Genomic DNA, 20,869 nt, shown 5'->3' with positions numbered 1-20,869 from the left:
CTGGTGTACCAGTTGTTCCGCCAGGAGCACCGCTGGGTAGCCAAGTACGGACGGGATAAGCGCTGAAAGCATCTAAGCGCGAAGCCCCCCTCAAGATGAGATTTCCCAATTTAGTAAGACCCCTTGAAGACGACGAGGTTGATAGGTTCGGGGTGGAAGCGCAGCAATGCGTGCAGCTGACGAATACTAATCGGTCGAGGGCTTATCCTAACAGGAACTACACGAGTATGTGTAGAACCGCCATGCAGCTAAAGCATGAATCATCTGATGTTCCTATCCAGTTTTCAAGGTTGCAAAATCTTGTTCATGTGGCCCGTTGGTCAAGCGGTTAAGACACCTCCCTTTCACGGAGGTAACAGGGGTTCGATTCCCCTACGGGTCACCATATTTCGGAGGCTTAGCTCAGCTGGGAGAGCATCTGCCTTACAAGCAGAGGGTCGGGGGTTCGATCCCCTCAGCCTCCACCATTAATACAATACGGAGCTGTGGTGTAGAGGCCTAACATGCCTGCCTGTCACGCAGGAGACCGCGGGTTCGAATCCCGTCAGCTCCGCCATTTTTACAAAGTTCATATGCCGGTGTAGCTCAGTTGGTAGAGCAACTGACTTGTAATCAGTAGGTCGGGGGTTCGAATCCTCTCGCCGGCACCATTCTTTACAACTAATATGCATGCGGTCGTGGCGGAATTGGCAGACGCGCTAGATTCAGGTTCTAGTGGTGTAACAGCCGTGGAGGTTCGAGTCCTCTCGACCGCACCATATGCATGCGGAAGTGGCTCAGCGGTAGAGCATCGCCTTGCCAAGGCGAGGGTCGCGGGTTCGATTCCCGTCTTCCGCTCCATTTTTGTGCCCTTAGCTCAGCTGGATAGAGCGTTTGACTACGAATCAAAAGGTCAGGAGTTCGAATCTCTTAGGGCACGCCATTTTTTACGGGACGTAGCTCAGCTTGGTAGAGCACCTGGTTTGGGACCAGGGGGTCGCATGTTCAAATCGTGTCGTCCCGACCATTATTGAATGTTCAAAGCCTGTAATTCGCACTCATGCGAGTTGCAGGCTTTTTTGATTTTTCCCATAGCGCACGATATGTTAGAATGAATGAATCACTTCAATAGGAATGAGAGGTACGATAAGCTATGCTCAGAATCGGAATTATTGGCTCTAACTTTATAACAGAAAGCTTCATGGATGCGGCTGGACAAGCAGAGCATGTAGCTGTTGCAGCGATATACTCGCGCAGCGCGGAGCGTGCACAGGAATATGCAGCTAAGCATCAGATTGCTCACACCTTCACAGATATTGAGGCTATGGCACAGAGCGACGTTATCGATGCCATCTACATTGCAAGTCCGAATTCTCTTCATGCGCAATATGCGATTACCTTCATGAATCATGGCAAGCATGTATTGTGCGAGAAACCGATTGCGTCCAATTCCAGGGAGCTTAAGGAAATGATTGCTGCAGCCAAGGATAACAACGTATTGCTGATGGAAGCGATGAAGTCGACGTTAATGCCGAACTTCCAAGCGATAAAGGAGAACCTCCCTAAGCTGGGCAAGGTGCGCAATTACTTCGCATCGTTCTGCCAATACTCCTCCCGCTATGATAAGTATAAAGAGGGAGAGGTTCTGAATGCATTTTTGCCCGAATTCTCGAACGGCTCATTAATGGATATAGGTACTTATTGCATCTATCCGCTTGTCGTGTTATTCGGTAAGCCGGATAGCGTGAAGGCAAGCGCAGTTATGCTCGAGTCAGGCGTTGATGGCAAAGGCAGCCTCATTCTGAGCTATGGGGATATGGAGGCGGTGCTGCTTCACTCCAAGATCTCCAATTCAACCCTTCCAACGGAGATACAAGGAGAAGCGGCTAACTTGATCGTAGAGCGGATTAGCCAGCCTGCTAGTGTACGTCTCCAATATCGCGATGGAAGACCGGAGGAGGACGTCAGCAAGCCTCAGGCGAGCAATTCCATGCTGTATGAGATTGAGGCCTTCGCCGAGCTGATCCGTGTCGGCCAGCTGGAGTCGCCAATTAACTCCTATGCTAATTCCTTGATCGTTATGGAGATTATGGACGAAGCGCGCAGACAGATTGGATTGAAATTCCCGGCGGATCTATAAGAATCCGGATACAGAAAAGGCTGTTCCAGCAATTATGCCGGAACAGCCTTTCTATTACGCTTTTTCATCTAATTGCTTCATTAGGAATGTAGCCATCTCTTGGTATCGTTTCGATACAGTCGTGGCAGACACTTCGTATTTCTCAGCAAGCTCATTCTGCGTTCTTGCTGTATCTGTTACTTCGCTAACCATATATTCCAGCGCGGCGGAAAAGGCACCCATTTTACGGAATGTCGGCTTAATTGTAGTCGTGTAATCATGCCAGATCATGATCGCCATGGCGATATGCTCATACTTGTAGTCCTGTCTCATGGATGCAATCAAATGATGGGCTAGCATAGGATAGATCGGGTTCTCCCAAGTCATTTCCTGGTCGACCAGTCGTACGATATCGGACACTGCTTCAAAGGTTCTTTTGCCTTTGGCAGCTTCAGCTATTCTTGCGGCTTCTTCATCTTTTTTCATACAGCATTTTTTGTATTTCAGGCCACTACTGCAATGGCATAGTTCATTTCTACCTAATTTAGACATAATAGTGTGTAAATTCTCCTTCATGCGTAAATCATTTACGAAAAATGTATTTCTCCATTATAGCACAAAAAGGTTATTCGGACATTCTCTGGCGAATAATGGTTATAGATGATGACTATTCGATGTACGTATGGGAGAAGTTTCATTGACCCTTAATTTATTGGTATAATAGGGCATAGCTTGACTGTTGGATGTACTTACAATTATTAAGAATGCAAGGAGCATACCCAAATGACGAACCAATTCGAGAACAACTTGAGTAAATATGCGGAACTAATCGTGCGTACTGGGGTCAACGTACAGAAGGGGCAGGAGGTATTTGTTACAGGAACGGTTACGAATGCCACACTCGTAAGGCTTGTTGCACGCAAAGCTTATGAGGCAGGGGCAAGCAATGTACATGTAGATTGGGTCGATGACGAGCTGTCCCGTTTGAAATATGAGAAAGCTTCCGATGACGTATTCACCCGTTATCCGGAATGGGAGACAGCCAAGCGCAATTCATTCATGGAGCGTGGGGCAGTGTTTATCTCCATCGTGTCGTCCAGCCCTGATCTGCTGAAGGGAATCGACTCCCAAAGAATTGCAAATTACCAGAAGGCTGCAGGACAAGGGCTGCAGGAGTTCCGCAGAGCTACGCAATCCGATAAGGTCAGCTGGACTGTTGTAGCGGCAGCAGGCCAGGAGTGGGCTCAGAAGGTATTCCCAGAAGCATCCCCAGAGGAAGCTGTAGAGCTGCTATGGAATGCGATCTTTGACTCGGTCAGACTGCATGCGGATGATCCCGTTCAAGCTTGGAAGGACCATGACGCTACGCTGCATTCCAAAGGCCAGAAGCTGAATGAGCAGCATTTTCACAAGCTGCATTACACAGCTCCAGGTACGGATCTGACGATTGAGCTGCCTGAGAAGCACATCTGGGTAGCAGCAGGCAGTGTGAATGAGAATAATGTGCCATTCATGGCTAACATGCCGACGGAGGAAGTATTCACAGTACCTCTCAAGACAGGTGTGAACGGTTATGTATCGAGCACGAAGCCGCTCAGCTATGGCGGTAATATTATTGATCGCTTCAAGCTGACATTCGAGAATGGACGTATTATTAAGGTAGAAGCAGAGGAAGGACAAGAGATTCTACAGAGACTCGTCGATACGGACGAAGGCTCACATTATCTCGGAGAAGTGGCACTTGTGCCGCATGAATCGCCGATCTCGCAATCGAATATTTTGTTCTATAACACGCTGTTCGATGAGAATGCATCGAATCATCTGGCCATTGGCAGTGGGTATGCGTTCAATGTGACAGGCGGCAAGAAAATGACACCTGAGGAGCTTGTTGCTGCTGGTGTTAATGCGAGCATTACACATAATGACTTCATGATCGGCTCTGCTGAGATGGATATCGACGGTATTCTGCATGATGGTACAGTAGTTCCGATCTTCCGCAAAGGGAATTGGGCGATTTAGTAGTAGGTATAGGGAGGCATTCTCAAGTTCAACTTGAGGATGTTTTTTTATAGCTCAATTCATTCATAATTTTGTATGATAATAATATTGAGTTAGGAAGGTTTGAAAAATAGAGGAGTATCAAAATGAAGAAAAATGTGCTGTTATTATTTTTCCTACTATCGCTAATACTAGTCACTTCATGCTCTACTGGTACCAATGAGAAAGCACTGGACAGTACGACAAGAGCGAAATTAATCGGCATAGACAGGTCGATATATAAGAATGATTCCAACAGCGTTCAACCTGAACTCATAATAGCAGAAAGTGACCCGGCAAAGCTCAATGCCTTTCAAGAGTGGATACAAACGGGTAAACCGGAGAGCTTACCTCCTGTAGAAAGCATTGAAAGTATTTATGTGTATCAATTAGAGTACAGGACAAGCACGGTTGCTGTTTACGATTACTACATGACCATTACGTACGCTAATCAAGATCAATATTTTAAAAAGCTGGACCGCAAAATGATAATGGATATACATCCTTATGACCGAGAGCAGAACAGCTTAATTATGGAAAAGGCAGGACTGGATGACTGGCTTAAAGCTGAGCTGTTGACGGTATTCAGTTAGTGTGGCTGTTCTACGGTATGAGACTTATTCTCGTGCTCTTCGACATGAAGAAGCAAGAATACGGCGTCGAAAGGTAGTCTTACAATGATTTTTATGATAACATGTACTATTAGAAGAAGAACGTGAACGTGGAAATGCCCATTCCGTTCGTCCCATACCGATTATAGTTTACAAACGCATTTTTAAACTACATATCAATGGGGTATGATTGTAAAGTCTAGTCAGCTTGTCAATTTGCAATTATTTTGAAGGAGGATTTAACATGGCATTAGTTTCAATGAAAGAAATGCTGAACAAAGGTTTGCAAGAAGGTTACGCGGTTGGTCAATTCAACATCAATAACCTGGAGTGGACTCAAGCTATCCTTGGCGCTGCTCAAGAAGAGAAATCACCAGTTATTCTTGGTGTATCTGAAGGCGCAGCTCGTTATATGGGTGGTTTCACAGTTGTAACTTCAATCGTGAAATCCCTTATTGAAGAAATGAAAATCACAGTTCCAGTTGCGATTCACCTGGACCACGGTTCAAGCTTTGAGAAATGTAAAGAAGCTATCGATGCAGGATTCACTTCTGTTATGATCGATGCTTCCCACTCCCCGTTCGAAGAGAACATAAAAACAACTCAACAAGTTGTTGCTTACGCTCATGAGCGCGGTGTTTCTGTAGAAGCTGAGCTTGGAACTGTTGGCGGACAAGAAGATGACGTAATCGCTGATGGCGTTATCTATGCTGATCCACAAGAATGTAAAGAGCTTGTAGAGCGCACAGGAATTGACTGCCTGGCTCCTGCACTTGGTTCTGTACATGGTCCTTACAAAGGCGAGCCTAACCTGGGCTTCAAAGAAATGGAAGAAATTTGCCAAACAATCAAGCTTCCATTGGTATTGCACGGTGGTACAGGAATCCCTACAAAGGACATCAAGAAATCGATCTCACTGGGAACTGCAAAAATCAACGTTAACACTGAGAACCAAATCGCGTTCACAAAAGTTGCTCGTGAAATCCTTACTTCTGATTCAGAAGTATTCGATCCACGTAAATTCTTGGCACCAGGCCGTGAAGCTATCAAGCAAACGGTTATGGGCAAAATCCGTGAATTCGGTTCTTCCAACAAAGCTTAATATTTATTCAGCATAAAAGCTGGGGTGGCTGCAATGTGTATGTGCAGCTGCTCCGGCTTTTATTTATATATAGGGCTTCTAATTATATTGTTGAAAAAGCATTGACAGCATCTGTATTTCTTGTTATCTTTAATGGCAACCAAACTTATAAGAATAATACGGTATAACTGTCAACCGTTCTAACGGAGGCATTCTCAAGCTTGATCTGAGGATGCCTTTTTTGTGATTTTCGAACCTTCTACAGTAGACGAGAGGATGATAACAGATGGCAGATATACTCGAAATTAGACAACTGAGCAAAAGCTTTCAATCCAGTAAAGGCTCCGTTCAAGCCCTTGCTCAGATCCATCTCACGGTGAAGGAGGGAGAGTTCATTACTGTTATTGGCCCGAGCGGCTGTGGCAAGAGTACGCTTCTCAAGATCGTTGCCGGGCTGGATGTGGAATACAACGGGAGCGTTGAGCTAAGCGGGAAGCAGGTGACAGGCCCGGGAATTGAGAAGGGATTTATTTTTCAAGAGCCGCGCTTATTCCCTTGGCTTACGGTGGAGAAGAATATCGCTGCTGATCAATCACTGCGGAATCCCGATATCCGACGCAGAGTGGATGAATTGATTGAGCTGGTGAAGCTGAAGGGCTTCGAGAAATCATATCCGAGAGAGCTGTCCGGCGGGATGGCGCAGCGTGTTGCGATTGCAAGAGCGCTTCTGCGCAAGCCGAAGATTCTGCTGCTTGATGAACCGTTCGGAGCACTGGATGCTTTCACTAGGACGCATATGCAGGAGGTGCTGTTAGATATCTGGCAGACGAATAAGACTACGATGATCTTCGTCACTCATGATATCGACGAAGCGGTGGCTCTTGCCAACCGAGTTGTCGTACTGAAGCCTCGCCCTGGGGAGATACAGAGTATTATTCCTGTTGATCTGCTGTTCCCTCGCAAGAAGGCGAGTACGGGCTTTCAGGAATTTCGATACAAGGTGCTAAGCGAATTCGAGAAAATTGAGGAGCTTCAGCTAACGGACGGCGCAGGGATCTAATCAAGCACAAGGAGGGAATCGCATGCAGTCATCACCAGAAGCGGCTCGTGCCATTGGGGTGTCGAAAGCCAAGATTGTTCTGTTAGGCTCCATTCTTCCCGTCACTCTACTCGTATTATGGCAGGTATTCGGTCAGCTGGGCTATATCTCGACACTGCTCTTCCCGCCTCCGCTTATGATTGCGCAGGCTGCGGCCAAGCTGCTGGGCTCGGGAAAGCTGGTAGAGCATTTGCAAATTAGTGTCACACGGGCGGGATTAGGGTTCTTGCTAGGAGGTGGCTTTGGGCTGCTGACTGGTATATTGGTCGGGATGTTCCGCCAGACAGAGAGAGCGCTTGATCCAACGATTCAGATGATTCGGATGATCCCGAGCTTAGCCGTCGTCCCGCTATTCGTATTGTGGTTCGGCATTGGTGAGGAGTCCAAGGTTCTGCTGATCGCCAAAAGCGCTTTTTTTCCACTCTATATCAATGCCTTTCTTGGCATTCGGAATGTAGACAATAAGCTGTTCGATGTAGCCAAAGTTCTCGGGTTCAATCGCTTCAAGCAACTGATCCGGCTCGTTATTCCTGCAGCAATGCCGAGTATACTGCTGGGCCTGAGATTGTCGCTCGGCCTATCCTGGCTTGGCCTTGTCGTGGCAGAATTAATGGCTTCAACTTCTGGTATAGGCTATCTCATGTCTGATGCCAGACAATTCAGCAAAACACCGGTTGTATTCGTAGGCATTATTATATTCGCTGTTGTCGGGAAGCTGACCGATTCCCTTGTGAAGCTGTTGGAGCGCAGGCTGCTGCAGTGGCGAGACAGCTATGAAGGTTAGGGGGGAGCGGAGATGAGCAATCCGGTTGATCTTGTCGTACGATCGCGGGCAAGCGGCAATACGAAACGAACGAAGTATGACATCAAGCTTAACGCAAAATGGAGAGCTAGAGGCAATGATCTAGCTGTGGGAGCAGCCATCCCGATTGGTATTGTATTGCTCTGGCAGCTAGCTGGCAGCTTGGGATGGATATCGACTTTTTTCCTTCCTACACCTGCGATGATTGCCGTACATGTTCAAGAGCTAATTGAAACAGGAGAGCTGTTCGTCCATCTGGGAATTAGTATACAGCGCGCTGCCGCAGGCTTTTTGATCGGCGGAGGACTTGGCTTCCTGCTCGGCTTACTGGTTGGCTTCTCAAGGAATGCAGAATATGTGCTTGATCCGACGATTCAGATGCTGCGGATGATTCCTCATTTGGCGCTAGCCCCACTTATTCTGCTGTGGTTCGGATTCGGGGAAACGTCGAAAATTTTCATTATCGCTAACGGTGCAATTTTCCCGATGTACATCAATACGTTCATGGGGATACGCAGCGTAGATAATCGGTTGTTCGATGTAACGCGGGTATTGGAATTCAATAAATACAAGCAGATTACGAGGTTAGTTGTTCCGGCAGCTTCACCCCATATTCTACTTGGTATACGAACATCGCTTGCTGTATCCTGGCTCGGTCTGGTTGTAGCTGAATTAATCGGTTCTCAGGCTGGTATCGGATTCATAATCAACATCGGCAAGCAGACATCCGTAACGGAGCTGATTTTCATCGGTGTGATTATATTCGCGATTGTCGGCAAGCTGTTCGATTCACTGGTAAGGCGGCTTGAGAGAAGATGGCTGGATTGGCGGGACAGCTATCTGGGTTAGCTTGAGAATGGTCGTAGTCACTTGTGCCAAATGCTTGTCATCCACCAGTAGACTGGAGATCTGATTCATAGATGTGATAACTGAAACTATGGGAGGTTGAAGGAATGAGCTTGGCAGCAGAAGGTTCATTGAATTTACAGTTAGATGCGGATGTGCTCGTTATTGGCGGTGGGCCTTCGGGAACGTGGGCAGCGATTACCGCTGCGTCCAAGGGTGCTAAAGTCATTCTGGTGGATAAAGGCTACTGCGGCTCTAGTGGAGCGACTGCCCCATCTGGGACGGGAGTCTGGTATGTGAAGCCGGATGAGCAGCTCAGAGAGCAAGCGAAGCAGAGCAGGTATGGGATGGGCGGCAAGCTCGCAGAGAATAGATGGATGGATCGTGTGCTCGATCGTACGTATGAGAATATGAATACGATTGGCAGCTGGGGATACCCATTCCCACTTGATGATAACGGTACGCAGTACCGCAAAGGGCTTCAGGGCCCGGAATATATGCGTCTCATGCGTAAAATGGTATTGAAATCCGGTGTGAAAATATTGGATCACAGCCCTGTTCTAGAGCTTCTGGCAGACGAGCATGGCGTCGGCGGAGCATCGGGTGTCCGCACGCAGGCAGGCGGAACGTGGACGGTTCGTGCAGGGGCGGTTGTCATTGCAGCTGGAGGCTGCGCATTCCTAAGCAGGGCGCTTGGCTGTAACGTTCTGACAGGTGATAGCTATCTGCTCGCCGCTGAAGCAGGAGCAGAGCTGTCAGGCATGGAGTTCTCGAATGCTTATGCGATCTCGCCAACGTTCTCATCGGTAACGAAAACCGCCTACTACAGGTATGCCAGCTTCTATTATGAGGATGGAACGGTTGTGGAGGGGGCAGGTTCGACCAAAGGCCGCTCGGTTATTGCACGTAATCTGCTCGAGGGGCGTCAGGTATATGCCCGCCTTGATCAGGCACCGCAGGATATTCATCCTCTGCTTCGGATCGGACAGACGAATTTCTTCCTGCCATTCGACAGACAGGGCATCGATCCATTCAAGGATTTGTTCCCCGTCACTCTCCGACTGGAAGGCACGGTTCGAGGTACGGGGGGCATTCAGATCGTCGATGATTATTGCGCGACGAAGGTGCCAGGCTTATATGCAGCAGGCGATGCGGCAACGCGTGAGCTGATATGCGGAGGGTTCACTGGAGGCGGCAGCCATAATGCGGCATGGGCGATGTCCTCGGGATCTTTTGCAGGAGAAGGGGCGGCATTGTTCGCACTAGGGTTAGGGGAGCGAGGGCTGTCAAGAAGGCTGCACGGCTTGTCTTCTACACCATTGACGTCGAGGTCAACAGAGCAGACTGCTGCACGTACGGAGGAGCATACGCGTGCCGTTCAGGAGGAGGTTGCACCCTACGATCGTAATCTGTTCCGTACGGAGAAAGGCTTGAAGGAGTCCATCGTAAGGCTGGATGGCCTATGGAAGGACATTCGTGGGCAAGCGGTAACTCTGAACGCCCAAGGGGTGAAAGCGCGGGAAGCAGCTGCAATGACGGCGACGGCAAGATGGATGTATAACTCGGCGATTGCTCGAACAGAAACTAGAGGGATGCATAAGCGAGAGGATTTCCCTGAGCTCGATGGTGAGCAGCATTACCGGCTGATTACAAGCGGGTTAGATCAAGTGTCTGTACGTACAGAGGAAGTGAAGAAGGAGGCCGTACCATCATGATTGAGATCATTAGCGAATCGAAATGCGTGCAATGCAACCAGTGTGTCAATGTATGTCCAACCAACGTATTCGACCGTGTCGTGGACGGCGTTCCTGTTATTGCGCGTCAGAGCGATTGCCAGACCTGCTTCATGTGTGAGCTGTATTGCCCGGTTGATGCCATGTATGTCGCTCCTGATTCCGAGGCTTTGATTCATGTGAATGAAGCTGAGATCGAGCAGCAGGGGGTGCTCGGCGGTTATCGCGAGAAGGTAGGCTGGGGACGGGGGAGAAAGCCTGTATCCAGTCATGAATATATGTATCAATTAGCACTGAAAACGACTTTCTAATGGGAGACGAGAGGGGAACGAGAGAGATGAATCAGCCTAAAGGGGTCTTTTTTATAACGTATAAATTAGGGGTGCTTGCTGCACTTGTTTTTATTTTGTTAATAATCCAAGCATGCGGATCGGATAATAATGTGAGTTCAGAGAAAGCGAATGAGTCGGCTGAAGGAGCTGTAAGTCAGGGTGGGGCAGAAGAAGGGAAGAGCAATGTCCCGACCGTTCTGAACTACGGCTACATTGGCCTCAATGATCTGAACCTTCCAGCAGGGGCTGAAGGCTGGGGCTTCCATACAGGCATTATTCAGGAGGAGCTAAAAAAATACGGGATAACAGAAGTGAAGCTCACCGCTTTCCCGAATGGTCCCGACCAGAGTGAAGCGCTAATAAGCGGTCGGCTTGATTTCGGCAGTCTGGGAGATACACCTGCTATACTAGCTCATTCCTCAGGGGCGAAGACAAGGCTCATTACACAGGCATCGACTGATAATATCGGTTATTTGATCGGCAAGAGCGGCGGGGTAACGTCCGTTAAGGAATTGGAAGGAAAGACGATCGGCATTCAAAAAGGCTCCTTCATGCACCGTTACGTCGTCGGCTTGCTGAAGGAAGAAGGCGTTAAGGATTATAAGCTCATCCATCTGCTGCGTCCAGATGGAGAAGCGGCGCTCGCACGCGGAGAGATAGATGCGATGACGAATAACGGGATTCATGCGCTCAAGCAGATTGAACAAGGCTTCGTGCACCTCGATGACGCTACCAAGCATCCTGATCTATATGGTAGTAATGCTACTGTCGTATCTGAGGAGTATCTGGAGAAATTCCCTGACTTCCCGAAGGTATGGAATGAAATTCGCCAAAAGGCGCTTGCAGATTTGCTCCAGCATGAGGAGGAATATTACGAGCTCGTTGCTCAAATCCAGAAGACGACACCTGAGCTTGTGAAGCAGGTTACTCCAATTAAGAATATCAAGGATGTGCCTTTCACAGATGAAGGGTTGAAGCTGCTCGAAGGAACGAAAAACTTCCTCGTAGAGGAAAAGCTGGCGGATAACGACTTCGATATTAATGAGTGGGTGTTGAAGCAGGAATAAGGAGAATAGGGAGCGTGCGCCGTGCATCCCAATGAGGGAGCGACACAGCAGCTGGAAGAGGCGTTCGAGGTAACGGTGGAGTTTTTGGAAAGTGTGCTGTAAGTAGACAGTAGAGCTGTGTCTCCATAAGCAAGCTAAGCCTAGAGCTGTATAGCTTGAACGATAACCTGCAAGCAGGAATAGGAAGGATCACTTGTTGAAGGTGATCCTTGCTGTGGGTGAACGTTCATCACAGCTGTAGGCTTTATTTGTCGTTGTGTGAGGAGCGATATTGAACCACTGATCCCATTCATTCGAAACGCGTTGAACCCCTGTACCGTACAAGGTAAATAAGGATTTATTCCCCTTTTCTGTTTGAACAGCGCAACTTGTAGGGGAATAGAGGGTATTAGATCAAGACCAATGACATACAACTTGATAGATTAGAGGTGGAAATGAGACATGCAGCAGAAACAAGGACAAAGGATGCTCATAGGGTTGCGTATTCTCTTATGTTTGACATTAGCAGCAGCCATCACACTTCCTGCGGCTAAGCATGCGAGTGCAGCAGTGACCCATCACTGGACCCATTATAATAATGGCGTCAAGTATATGAAGCAGGGAAGCATTAAGAAGGCGATCTACGAATTCGAGCAAGCTGTGAAGCAGTCCGAGCAAGCGGGATATTTGCGAAAGCTGGCTGAGGCTTATGAGCTGGATAAGCAATTCCAAAAGGCAGCAGACACGTATTATCGCGAAGCCAAGATTCACTTGAAGATTGGACAGAAATCGGGTGACCTGAATACCTATTATGCGGTTCTTGCTAAAGCGGATGCGCTGAATACGGAAATCGAGCTGTATCTGGAGAAGGACGGTCAAGGCAGCTCGGCGACTGGCAGCAGCAAGCTGGCGAAATTCGAGCCGGTGAGCGGGATGTACATAGGCGCCTTCGTAGATAAGGACAGCGGTGTCGAGAAGCTGAAGGAAGAGAAGTTCAATGGCTTCAATAAGTTGACAGGGAAGCAGCATGCGGTGTATTTTACGTATCATAAGTACGGAAGCCCGTTCCCCTATAACTGGGCGAAGCAGGTAAAGGCTGCCGGAGGCGCAATTCAGCTTGCTGTTCAGCCTGAGGATGGTCTTAGCAGCGTCAAGGATAATGCTTATCTTCGCAAGTTCGCCAAGGATGCGCAGGCGGCGGGAGTGCCTGTGTTCCTGCGTTTTGCATCCGAGATGAATGGCAGCTGGGTGAAGTGGAACGGCAATCCTGCGCTCTATATTGAGAAATTCCGGCTTATATCCAAGGTAATGAAGGAAGATGCGCCTAACGTTGCTATGGTATGGTCGCCAGCAGCGAATCCGAAGCAGAAGATCAATTCGTATTACCCCGGTGATAATTGGGTCGATTGGGTCGGCCTTAGCATCTATAGCGTCAAATATTTCAATGGTGATGTGAAGAGCCCCGCCGATCAAGTAAATCCGCTAGACTCTCTGGACTATGTGTATCAGGAATATGCCGAACGCAAGCCGATTATGGTTAGTGAATATGGCGCGACGCATTTCAGCAAGGCAGGTAATACGACGACAATCAACTTCGCTATTACGAAAATGAACATGCTCTATCACGGCGCGAAGCTGAAGTATCCACGTCTGAAGTCCATTAATTGGTTCAGTCTGAATACGCTGACCGATTCTCATAGCGCAGACAGAAGCCTGAACAACTTCAGTCTGACAGAGAATGCTTCGGTGCTGCAAGCCTATAGCAGGATGATTAAGGACCCTTATTACTTATCGAAGGTGAGTCAGTCGAGCAGTCAGACCAGCTATGGGAAATCCGTAACGAGGTTCGTTAACCAAGGGACGCTGAGCAAGCCTGCTACAGGTATTGTATGGGTCAAGACGTATGATCCATATATTAGTAAAGTGATCGTGAAGATTGATGGTGTTACCGTATCTACGAAGCAGCAATATCCGTATTCATTCGCGATTCAACCGGATAAATGGAAGTCCGGTAGTCATAAATTGGAGGTTATTGTATACGATTCGAAGAGTAGGGAAGCATCAAGAAAGACGTTCACGGTGAAGAAGGCATAATGACATGATGAGGAGGGCTGTTCCATGAGTTTTTTTGATAAAGTAAAAGCAGGTGTGTCAGAAGCGGGCAGCAAAGCGAAGGTTGTTGTGGAAATTAACAAGCTGAAGATGCAGAACCATACGAAGACGAATGAAATGGAGAAGCAGTACACGGCGATCGGGAAGCTGGTGTATATCGCTAAGCTAGAGGGAACGACGACAGAGCAGCTGGAGCCTCAGCTAGAGCCGCATTACAATACGATTCAATTGCTCCAGTCGGAGATTAAGAACAACCTGCAGCATATTAAGTTTCTATCTGAAGCAAACGAAGGATAAGCTTATATACAACAAGAAGGCCTATGACAGCGGGATATCTATCCTGCAGTCATAGGCCTTTAGTTGTTAATACAGCTTGCCCTGTCGGTACAGCACGTTGGACAGCTTCAAAACGGCATGGTTGTAGCAATTCTGGCGCAGTGGATGCGGATCACCGAAGAAGGATGGAAGCAGCGCACTGAGTGTTCCCTGCATTTTGGCATACAGCATCTTGTACACCTCAGCCTCGTTGTAGAACTGAGTCTCCCGGCCTTGCAGCCATTCGAAATACGAGACGATTACGCCGCCCGCATTCGCGAGAATATCAGGGATGACGATCACACCCTTGGCCGCAAGCACCGCATCAGCCTCTCCGGTAACTGGCGCGTTCGCTCCTTCTACAACAATACGGGCTTTCACCATTTCCACATTGTCTTGGCGAACCTGCTCCTCCAGCGCTGCAAGAATGAGCACGTCGACGTCCAAGTAGAGCACATCCTCACGCTTCAGCACCTGTGCCTTCATGCCCAGCAGCGCTAATTCGGATTCGGTGGCAGGAAGATCACCTTGATGAGCTGCCGCATAGTCGATAAGCGCAGGAATCGATAATCCATCCGGATCGTACAGCGTCACGCTGCGGTCGCTTACGGCAACCACTTTGTTGTGCAGGTAGGGACATTTGTAAGCTTCAAGCGCTGTTACAGAGCCGACGTTGCCGAAGCCTTGTATAGCGATGCTGAGTGACTTGCCGGCATGAGCAAGCGCAGTCTGCGCATAGGCGTTGGAGCTGCCAGCGAGCCATCCGCTCTGCTCCTTCAGGAAATCATGCAGCATATAGCGGAAGGTGAAATACACGCCTTTGCCAGTCGCTTCCCGGCGTCCTAATGAGCCGCCGCTTGCAACGCTCTTGCCGGTAAAGCTGCCAAGGTATGCGTGTCCTGGATGAATGCTTTTGTACTCAGCCATCATCCAATCCATCTCACGCTCGCCCGTGCCCATATCGGGTGCTGGAATATCTTTGTCTGGTCCAAGCACATCGCTGAAGTACTGGACATATTTTTTGCATATAAAGTAAAGCTCTTTGGCCGAATAGTTGCGTGGGTTAATGACAACGCCGCCTTTGCCGCCGCCGAACGGTACCTCGTGGAGGGCATTCTTCAGCGTCATCAGCGCCGCCAGATTCGTTACTTCCTCTTCGTTAACCGACTCGTGGAATCGAATTCCCCCCTTATAAGGGCCCAGGGTATCATTATGCTGGATACGATAAGCCGGTATACGAACCACGTTGCCGTTATCGGTCGGTACGCGCAGGAAAGCTTTGTGAACTCTATTGGGTGTAGAAAGAATAGCACCAAGAGAATGAAACGCCTGTTCTCTAGCTTGGTCTTGCAAATTCGGTAGAAAAGCTTGATCCTCCATTAACACATTCAAGGATTGCTGTACGATGGCTCCTGTCTGGTTTGCCAAATCTGAACGACCTCCTGATGATGCATAGTGGTAGTGCTGATAAGTCTGGGATATGTATCCTTCCATGGTACCATACTGCCGCTCAAAACCAAAACAAAGGAGCGATCGTTATCTATAAAATGCTGCGTACCCTCGGGCTCATTATGGTATAATAGTCGGCAATGAACGTTAGATGAGGTGATTTCATTGTCAAAGAAAACAAAAGCAGGCCGTTCCCATAACACCTCCAGTCCCGCAGCACGCGAGGATAAAGCGCCTACGCTTAAGGATCTGCTGAGCGCAGATGTGCTGAGCAAGCTGAAGCAGCAATCAGATGAGCTGAAGGCAGATGAGCAGAAGCAGAAGCAAGCAGCGCTGGAGCAGGCTGAAGCAGCTCGGAAGCAAGAGCAGAAGCGGCTGGAGAACGATATGGAGTATTTGCTCAATAATGATAAGCAGGATTGGCGTAAACATAAATAGGATCAGTGCTGTAAGCATAAGAAAAGCAGCACTCAGACAAAAAAGGAATCATCGCTGTCATTCGCGAGATTCCTTTTTTGTATTATACGGTTTGTACGGGGAGTGGCCGCTCTTTCTTAATCCATCCAATAAGGATTTTGAATATAACGAACCCTACATAGCCCACTAAGCCTCCTGAAGTATTTAATATCAGATCATCCACATCGAAGGTCCCAATATACAAGAGAAGCTGTGTGACCTCGAAGGATAAGCTTAGACCAAAGGATAGGAGAAGCACCCCTATGAAGCCAGTCCTGCGCAGCTTGAGCATAACAGGAATGAAGATGCCAAGCGGAATAAAGGCGATAATGTTCCCCCATAGATTGCTGTACGAATAGGGATTCGAGAGCGCCATTTCATTCATGCCTCTGGAGATTTCCTTGAATGGCGTGTAATTGCCGTTCCGAAGGAGGATTCGTTCAGGATTGTCCAGCGTGCTCTGGAGCTGGCTGAGAAGATAGGACAGGCTGATAGGCCCTAGCTTGAACAGGATCAGCTTGACGAGTAAGTATAAATAAATGAGGAGCAGTAGGAGTTGCACACTTGTGATCATCGCTTGCCTCAGCTTCATCGTTATCCGCCTCTTTCCTTACTTGTACAGGGTAAGTATAACCCCGTCCGTGTTATTGCCTGAGAGCTCGTAGTGACGGTTGACCGGCAGGGTAATGGTTGTATCCTCGGTAACCGGATAATAAAGAACCTCATAGTGGCTGGCTCCAACCTTAGTAGACACGCTTTGCTGCTCCCTCAAGTAATTCATATATTCCTCCAATGTAAAATTGTTCTGCTGCATGATGGCGCTATGGGGCAGACCTACGTACCTGAAATGCCAGGGCTCGTACTGAATGCCTGTAATCGCTGTTTTGTCTTTGGGGTATCGGAGAATGAAGCCATGCTTCCATGCATGCTTGCTCAGCCATTTCCCTTCGTCCGCATTATTCATGTCCATCTGCATGGAGCCGATGTCGAGGGAGAGGCCAAGATTATGCTCGCTGTGACCTGCTGGCAGAGCATAATCGGAGCCTTTGTCCAGGTAAAGCTGCTCCTGCTCCGCAAAATTCCGATAGCCGCTGTTGATGATGAATTGCTCGACTCCGTCCTTCTTAGCTGCCTTAATCATCTCGACAAACTTAAGCGCTACGCTCTCGGATAATTGGATATCGTTGTCTAGCAAGCTGTACCCTCTAACCAGCTCTTGATGCTCAGCCAAGCGGACGATATCTGGTTTAATGCCTGCTTCTTGCATAGGATGCTGGTTGTTAACGAGCAAGAGATTCCCTTTGAATACCTGATCTCGTGAAAGTGGAACGGTATGGTTTGGCTTAACCTTGCCGCTCCCGGATTCTATGCCAGCAGGGAGAGCTACGTTATAGCTTGGCAGCAGGTAAGGCTGTATTTTGACGGCGGCTGCCCATACGAATACAATACTGAACACCAAAAAGCCCAACTTCTTCATCACAATATCCTCCTACATTCCTTATGCCATAAGGATAGAGAATACTGTTTAAATAAAAGTTGGGCATTTCTAAAGTTTTTCTTAAAGAGATTACGAAGCAGGCAGTCTTACCTCGAAGATGGTTCGAACCACATTGCTATCCACGGTGATCGTACCTTGATGCTGCTCCACAATATTTTTCGCGATAAAGAGGCCGAGTCCTGTCCCACCTTCTTGCTGACTGCGCGATTGATCATTGGTGTAATACATATCGAAAATATGCGGCAATTCCTCTGGGGCGATATGCCCTCCGTAATTGGTCACTTGAATGACAACTTGTCCACCATCCGAATGACAGCCGATATCGACGAATTGACCTTCTTTTCCATAACGAACAGCATTGGTTAGAAGGTTCTCGAATACGCGGGCGAGCAGCTCCCCATCCCCTTGAAGCATGAGGTTAGGTGTAATGGTGCATCTGGCGACCACTTCGTTGTTCTCATACACGGGGTACAGCTCCTCATTCAACTGGGCGAGCAGTTCGCTTATATCAAGCGTCTGCTTCTCAATAGGAAGCATGCCATAGTTCATTCTTGTGATCTCGAACAGTCCATCGATTAATTTCTCTAACCGCTGGGACTTGGTATAGGCAATGGTGGTGTAATGGCGAATTTGCTCCTGCGTTAAGTCATTGCCCTTCAATATCCAATCCAAATATCCGAGAACGGAGGTGAGGGGCGTACGCAAATCATGCGCGAGATTGACGACTAGCTGATCCTTGCTGCTCTCGGCAAAATCTCCTCTCTCCACGGCTTCCTGCAGCTTCTCGCTTGCCAGATTAATGTCATCGGCAATTGTCCTGAACTCATCATTGGAGGAAATCTTCACCTGATGCTTGAAGTTGCCATTGGCGAGATGATTAATGCCGCTGGAGATCTCTTTGAAATAAGTCGAATAGCGGTTGGTCAGCAAGAAGAAAAATAAGATGGAGAGCGGGATGAAAATAAGCACGAAGAAATAGATATCACCAATATCGTACATGAACCGCCGGAGCTTGGCGAGCGGATCCTCGGCTCGAACGCTCACATAATAAGATTGGAGAGCTCTGTAGATCAAATAGGTAATCGTGCCGGAGATCAGCATGCTGAGTCCTAATATTTTGATCATTGTCGTTCGGAAGCTTTTTCTTATTTTATCCATTGAAGATATAACCGACCCCCCAAATGGTTTTGATTAATTTATGATTATTCTTATCTTCTCCAAGCTTCTTGCGCAGGGTTCGGATATGCACCATTACGGTGTTGTTGCCACTCTCATAATAAGCGTCACCCCATACCTGCTGGAAAATATGCTCTGCACTGAACACTTTCTTGGAATGGCTGGCAAGCAGATATAAAATATCAAATTCCTTGGGCGTTAGCTCGATATTCTCCTCATACAGAGTAACGGTCCGCTGATCGGGAGAAATGACGAGTCCACCGACTTGAAGAACGGATTGATTAGCCGCTTGGGTTGAGTTGAATTGTGTAGACCGGCGCAGCTGAGCATTCACTCTGGCAACTAGCTCCATTGGGTTGAAAGGCTTGGTCATATAATCATCAGCACCCATTACAAGGCCTGTTATTTTATCAAAGTCGGAAGTCTTGGCACTGAGGAAAATAATCGGCATATGATGCTGCTCCCTAATCTGCCGTGTCACCTCGTAGCCATCCATCTTAGGCATCATAATATCTAGAATAGCCAGATCCACGGATTGGTATTGGATCGCTTGTAGGGCTTCTAGGCCGTCGGAGGCTTTAATCGTATGATAGCCTTCTTTTTGCAAATGCAAAGCAATGAGATCGGCAATCTCCGCCTCGTCATCTGCTATTAGAATGGTTACACGTCTCATTCTGATTCACTCCTAACTTTCCCTATTATCCGTTGAACGGGGCAAAAAAGCCAATAATGGCTCTATCCCGTATAATAATAAAAGGAATCATCGCTGTATTGGGCGTGATTCCTTTTGTGCTTGCTATGCTGTTTGTTTAATTTGTCCTGCAGTGCCGGGGTCGTTCTTGTGTTCGGATTCACTCCTTGCCAACTGCCTCTGAGCAGCTCCGGATTAAGTTGTCCTTGGCGAGCGAGCTTCTGCCTTGCTTTCTTCGCTTTGCTTATTGACATTTTGGGTAATGCCTCCTTGTAATCGTTCATCTTGTTCATTATATGACGAATGCAGCTGTAGGGAAAGAGACTGTTTTAAGAAAATAAGCCCTCCGACTCTCATTTTTTTTCGAAATCCGGAGCGTGCCAAATATGCGATTGGGGTATGTAAACGACTTGATGGCCGTGAACAACAAAATAAGCCCCCGATCTCATTAGGAGAAATTTTCCTGTATTTTTAAATTAAGAATCGAATTACCACTTCTTTTGTCGAATAGGTTGGATTAGTGATAAATAAATGCTAAAGTGGTTCTGGAAGTAAAATTCCAATATTTCCACATAAAGGAATAAGAAGTGCCTAATACCTCTTAGCGCACGTTTACCGCGTTTAGTTGCTTCTAACCCTATTAAAAACGTATGGAGGCCGCGTCAAGGGTAAGGATGGATATTTTTCGTTTGTATCCTTATGTAAAACATTTTAAAATACCAAATATCGTTTTGGCAGATGGGAGTTGATGTCTATAAACTGAACAGGAACGTATGATAACAATGGTGTTTTATCGTAATAGGTTACTAACTAAAAAATTGTAAAGCGTGAAGTTCAACAGAAACGGAAACAGGTCTGTCATGATGATTTAATTACAATAATGGATGATATCCTAGTTTTCCTAGTTGGAGTAACACTTAGTTAAAGGAGAGAGTAAATTAAAAAAACTACTTAGCCAAGCATTAGCAATAACAATGACAATGAGTTTTTCGTCATCTGCGTTTGCTAAGAATCAAGAGCCTGTAGTAGAAATATCTAATGAAGAAGTGACATGCTTCTCTGAAGCAGAAGCTTCAGACATCGCATTACTATTTGTATTAAACAATATGAATGCGGAAAACAACTGGGCTAAAACTACAAGAGTTGATGAAGTTCACACTTTGTATAATCTAGACGGATTTGTTACGGGATACACATTTGAATTACAAACTAAAGGAGAATATAGTGGATACATTACTATTTCTTCTAGATTAGATGAAATGCCGATTCAAGAGTACTCTTATGATGCTGAACCAGTCTTTGAAGAAAATGTGCAACCTGAACTTCTAGAAAAAATCAAGAAGAATACGAATGATAAACTTATTTATAATGGTCCGATGGATTATTTTGTATCAGTTGATGGAAAATATATCAATATGGATAATAAAGAAGTAAAAGACTTAACAAAGATCAAAAAGAACTAACAAGAAACAAAAAATAATATTGAT

Annotated in this window: 21 protein-coding genes, 8 tRNA genes and 1 rRNA gene; 23 read left to right on the top strand and 7 right to left on the bottom strand. The window is 47.2% G+C overall.

Annotated features, from left to right (window positions below):
* The 10 genes from AC6ESP_RS28140 to AC6ESP_RS28095 all read left to right on the top strand — a co-directional run.
* Positions 1–210, top strand: a 23S ribosomal RNA gene (locus AC6ESP_RS28140); the annotation flags it as partial.
* 100 nt (positions 211–310) lie between these two features.
* A tRNA-Glu gene (locus AC6ESP_RS28135) sits at positions 311–385 on the top strand.
* Positions 386–391: 6 nt separating this feature from the next.
* Positions 392–467: transfer RNA gene (locus AC6ESP_RS28130), tRNA-Val, on the top strand.
* Between the two features lie 12 nt (positions 468–479).
* Positions 480–556, top strand: a tRNA-Asp gene (locus AC6ESP_RS28125).
* Between the two features lie 18 nt (positions 557–574).
* Positions 575–650: transfer RNA gene (locus AC6ESP_RS28120), tRNA-Thr, on the top strand.
* Positions 651–671: 21 nt separating this feature from the next.
* A tRNA-Leu gene (locus AC6ESP_RS28115) sits at positions 672–758 on the top strand.
* Between the two features lie 7 nt (positions 759–765).
* Positions 766–840 (top strand) — tRNA-Gly (locus tag AC6ESP_RS28110).
* Positions 841–845: 5 nt separating this feature from the next.
* Positions 846–922, top strand: a tRNA-Arg gene (locus tag AC6ESP_RS28105).
* Positions 923–929: 7 nt separating this feature from the next.
* Positions 930–1,006, top strand: a tRNA-Pro gene (locus AC6ESP_RS28100).
* Between the two features lie 126 nt (positions 1,007–1,132).
* Complete coding sequence (locus AC6ESP_RS28095; protein ID WP_497100075.1) at positions 1,133–2,119, top strand: Gfo/Idh/MocA family protein; 987 nt, start codon at positions 1,133–1,135, stop codon at positions 2,117–2,119.
* Positions 2,120–2,173: 54 nt separating this feature from the next.
* On the opposite strand, the gene AC6ESP_RS28090 is transcribed toward AC6ESP_RS28095, so the two are convergent.
* Positions 2,174–2,650, bottom strand: coding sequence for an SEC-C metal-binding domain-containing protein (locus tag AC6ESP_RS28090; protein WP_497100074.1), 477 nt, complete (start codon positions 2,648–2,650; stop codon positions 2,174–2,176).
* Positions 2,651–2,881: 231 nt separating this feature from the next.
* Here AC6ESP_RS28090 and AC6ESP_RS28085 point away from each other — a divergent pair, with 231 nt between their 5' ends.
* The 11 genes from AC6ESP_RS28085 (at position 2,882) to AC6ESP_RS28035 (ending at position 14,094) form a co-directional block, all read left to right on the top strand.
* Positions 2,882–4,117, top strand: a complete 1,236-nt coding sequence (locus AC6ESP_RS28085; protein WP_497100073.1) for an aminopeptidase — start codon at positions 2,882–2,884, stop codon at positions 4,115–4,117.
* A 125-nt stretch (positions 4,118–4,242) separates the two neighbouring features.
* Positions 4,243–4,728 (top strand): hypothetical protein, encoded by a 486-nt coding sequence (locus AC6ESP_RS28080; RefSeq protein WP_497100072.1) that lies wholly within the window; start codon positions 4,243–4,245, stop codon positions 4,726–4,728.
* A gap of 262 nt (positions 4,729–4,990) precedes the next feature.
* Positions 4,991–5,848 carry a class II fructose-bisphosphate aldolase gene (locus AC6ESP_RS28075; protein WP_497100070.1) on the top strand — a complete coding sequence of 286 codons (858 nt, stop codon included), beginning with the start codon at positions 4,991–4,993 and terminating at the stop codon, positions 5,846–5,848.
* Between the two features lie 265 nt (positions 5,849–6,113).
* On the top strand, positions 6,114–6,887 hold the full coding sequence (locus tag AC6ESP_RS28070; RefSeq protein WP_497100068.1) for an ABC transporter ATP-binding protein: 774 nt from the start codon (positions 6,114–6,116) through the stop codon (positions 6,885–6,887).
* 22 nt (positions 6,888–6,909) lie between these two features.
* Positions 6,910–7,710 (top strand): ABC transporter permease, encoded by an 801-nt coding sequence (locus AC6ESP_RS28065; protein WP_497100066.1) that lies wholly within the window; start codon positions 6,910–6,912, stop codon positions 7,708–7,710.
* A 12-nt stretch (positions 7,711–7,722) separates the two neighbouring features.
* A complete protein-coding gene (locus AC6ESP_RS28060) occupies positions 7,723–8,577 on the top strand; it encodes an ABC transporter permease (protein ID WP_497100065.1) in 855 nt (284 codons plus the stop codon).
* Between the two features lie 104 nt (positions 8,578–8,681).
* Positions 8,682–10,289 (top strand): FAD-dependent oxidoreductase, encoded by a 1,608-nt coding sequence (locus tag AC6ESP_RS28055; protein ID WP_497100064.1) that lies wholly within the window; start codon positions 8,682–8,684, stop codon positions 10,287–10,289.
* Positions 10,286–10,618, top strand: a complete 333-nt coding sequence (locus tag AC6ESP_RS28050; protein WP_497100062.1) for a 4Fe-4S binding protein — start codon at positions 10,286–10,288, stop codon at positions 10,616–10,618. The genes AC6ESP_RS28055 and AC6ESP_RS28050 overlap by 4 nt, the downstream gene beginning before the upstream one ends.
* A gap of 26 nt (positions 10,619–10,644) precedes the next feature.
* Positions 10,645–11,706, top strand: a complete 1,062-nt coding sequence (locus AC6ESP_RS28045; RefSeq protein ID WP_497100061.1) for an ABC transporter substrate-binding protein — start codon at positions 10,645–10,647, stop codon at positions 11,704–11,706.
* A 495-nt stretch (positions 11,707–12,201) separates the two neighbouring features.
* Positions 12,202–13,779: a glycosyl hydrolase gene (locus tag AC6ESP_RS28040; RefSeq protein WP_497100060.1), complete on the top strand. Its 1,578-nt coding sequence runs from the start codon at positions 12,202–12,204 to the stop codon at positions 13,777–13,779.
* Between the two features lie 24 nt (positions 13,780–13,803).
* The gene (locus tag AC6ESP_RS28035) at positions 13,804–14,094 is read left to right on the top strand and encodes a hypothetical protein (RefSeq protein WP_497100059.1); all 291 of its coding nucleotides are present in this window, start codon (positions 13,804–13,806) and stop codon (positions 14,092–14,094) included.
* 66 nt (positions 14,095–14,160) lie between these two features.
* Here the strand turns inward: AC6ESP_RS28035 and AC6ESP_RS28030 are convergent, their stop codons facing one another.
* Complete coding sequence (locus tag AC6ESP_RS28030) at positions 14,161–15,540, bottom strand: Glu/Leu/Phe/Val family dehydrogenase (RefSeq protein ID WP_497100058.1); 1,380 nt, start codon at positions 15,538–15,540, stop codon at positions 14,161–14,163.
* Positions 15,541–15,726: 186 nt separating this feature from the next.
* On the opposite strand from AC6ESP_RS28030, the gene AC6ESP_RS28025 reads away from it, so the two are divergent.
* A complete protein-coding gene (locus AC6ESP_RS28025; protein WP_497100057.1) occupies positions 15,727–15,999 on the top strand; it encodes a YqkE family protein in 273 nt (90 codons plus the stop codon).
* Positions 16,000–16,081: 82 nt separating this feature from the next.
* Here AC6ESP_RS28025 and AC6ESP_RS28020 read toward each other — a convergent pair whose 3' ends face one another.
* The 5 genes from AC6ESP_RS28020 to brfA form a co-directional block, all read right to left on the bottom strand.
* Positions 16,082–16,609 carry a VanZ family protein gene (locus AC6ESP_RS28020; RefSeq protein WP_497100055.1) on the bottom strand — a complete coding sequence of 176 codons (528 nt, stop codon included), beginning with the start codon at positions 16,607–16,609 and terminating at the stop codon, positions 16,082–16,084.
* 18 nt (positions 16,610–16,627) lie between these two features.
* Entirely contained in the window at positions 16,628–17,494 is an 867-nt protein-coding gene (locus tag AC6ESP_RS28015; protein ID WP_497100054.1) for a M15 family metallopeptidase, read from the bottom strand.
* Between the two features lie 90 nt (positions 17,495–17,584).
* Positions 17,585–18,673 carry a sensor histidine kinase gene (locus AC6ESP_RS28010; RefSeq protein WP_497100053.1) on the bottom strand — a complete coding sequence of 363 codons (1,089 nt, stop codon included), beginning with the start codon at positions 18,671–18,673 and terminating at the stop codon, positions 17,585–17,587.
* Positions 18,666–19,364 (bottom strand): response regulator transcription factor, encoded by a 699-nt coding sequence (locus AC6ESP_RS28005; RefSeq protein WP_497100052.1) that lies wholly within the window; start codon positions 19,362–19,364, stop codon positions 18,666–18,668. Before AC6ESP_RS28005 ends, AC6ESP_RS28010 begins: the two co-directional genes overlap by 8 nt.
* Positions 19,365–19,426: 62 nt before the next feature.
* Complete coding sequence (brfA, locus tag AC6ESP_RS28000; protein ID WP_497100051.1) at positions 19,427–19,636, bottom strand: ribosome rescue factor BrfA; 210 nt, start codon at positions 19,634–19,636, stop codon at positions 19,427–19,429.
* Positions 19,637–20,356: 720 nt separating this feature from the next.
* Here brfA and AC6ESP_RS27995 point away from each other — a divergent pair.
* Entirely contained in the window at positions 20,357–20,845 is a 489-nt protein-coding gene (locus tag AC6ESP_RS27995) for a hypothetical protein (RefSeq protein ID WP_497100050.1), read from the top strand.
* The last annotated feature ends 24 nt before the right edge of the window (positions 20,846–20,869 follow it).

The organism is Paenibacillus xinjiangensis, from assembly GCF_059686975.1.
The sequence above is the reverse complement of the archived record's forward strand: the minus strand, read 5'-3'. Positions and strand labels throughout refer to the sequence as shown.

Bases quoted from the DNA above. Each gene is read 5' to 3' on its own strand.
- AC6ESP_RS28095 (WP_497100075.1), top strand. From the start codon at position 1,133: ATGCTCAGAATCGGAATTATTGGCTCTAACTTTATAACAGAAAGCTTC.
- AC6ESP_RS28090 (WP_497100074.1), bottom strand. From the start codon at position 2,650: ATGTCTAAATTAGGTAGAAATGAACTATGCCATTGCAGTAGTGGCCTG.
- AC6ESP_RS28085 (WP_497100073.1), top strand. From the start codon at position 2,882: ATGACGAACCAATTCGAGAACAACTTGAGTAAATATGCGGAACTAATC.
- AC6ESP_RS28080 (WP_497100072.1), top strand. From the start codon at position 4,243: ATGAAGAAAAATGTGCTGTTATTATTTTTCCTACTATCGCTAATACTA.
- AC6ESP_RS28075 (WP_497100070.1), top strand. From the start codon at position 4,991: ATGGCATTAGTTTCAATGAAAGAAATGCTGAACAAAGGTTTGCAAGAA.
- AC6ESP_RS28070 (WP_497100068.1), top strand. From the start codon at position 6,114: ATGGCAGATATACTCGAAATTAGACAACTGAGCAAAAGCTTTCAATCC.
- AC6ESP_RS28065 (WP_497100066.1), top strand. From the start codon at position 6,910: ATGCAGTCATCACCAGAAGCGGCTCGTGCCATTGGGGTGTCGAAAGCC.
- AC6ESP_RS28060 (WP_497100065.1), top strand. From the start codon at position 7,723: ATGAGCAATCCGGTTGATCTTGTCGTACGATCGCGGGCAAGCGGCAAT.
- AC6ESP_RS28055 (WP_497100064.1), top strand. From the start codon at position 8,682: ATGAGCTTGGCAGCAGAAGGTTCATTGAATTTACAGTTAGATGCGGAT.
- AC6ESP_RS28050 (WP_497100062.1), top strand. From the start codon at position 10,286: ATGATTGAGATCATTAGCGAATCGAAATGCGTGCAATGCAACCAGTGT.
- AC6ESP_RS28045 (WP_497100061.1), top strand. From the start codon at position 10,645: ATGAATCAGCCTAAAGGGGTCTTTTTTATAACGTATAAATTAGGGGTG.
- AC6ESP_RS28035 (WP_497100059.1), top strand. From the start codon at position 13,804: ATGAGTTTTTTTGATAAAGTAAAAGCAGGTGTGTCAGAAGCGGGCAGC.
- AC6ESP_RS28020 (WP_497100055.1), bottom strand. From the start codon at position 16,609: ATGAAGCTGAGGCAAGCGATGATCACAAGTGTGCAACTCCTACTGCTC.
- AC6ESP_RS28015 (WP_497100054.1), bottom strand. From the start codon at position 17,494: ATGAAGAAGTTGGGCTTTTTGGTGTTCAGTATTGTATTCGTATGGGCA.
- AC6ESP_RS28010 (WP_497100053.1), bottom strand. From the start codon at position 18,673: ATGGATAAAATAAGAAAAAGCTTCCGAACGACAATGATCAAAATATTA.
- AC6ESP_RS28005 (WP_497100052.1), bottom strand. From the start codon at position 19,364: ATGAGACGTGTAACCATTCTAATAGCAGATGACGAGGCGGAGATTGCC.
- brfA (WP_497100051.1), bottom strand. From the start codon at position 19,636: ATGTCAATAAGCAAAGCGAAGAAAGCAAGGCAGAAGCTCGCTCGCCAA.
- AC6ESP_RS27995 (WP_497100050.1), top strand. From the start codon at position 20,357: ATGACAATGAGTTTTTCGTCATCTGCGTTTGCTAAGAATCAAGAGCCT.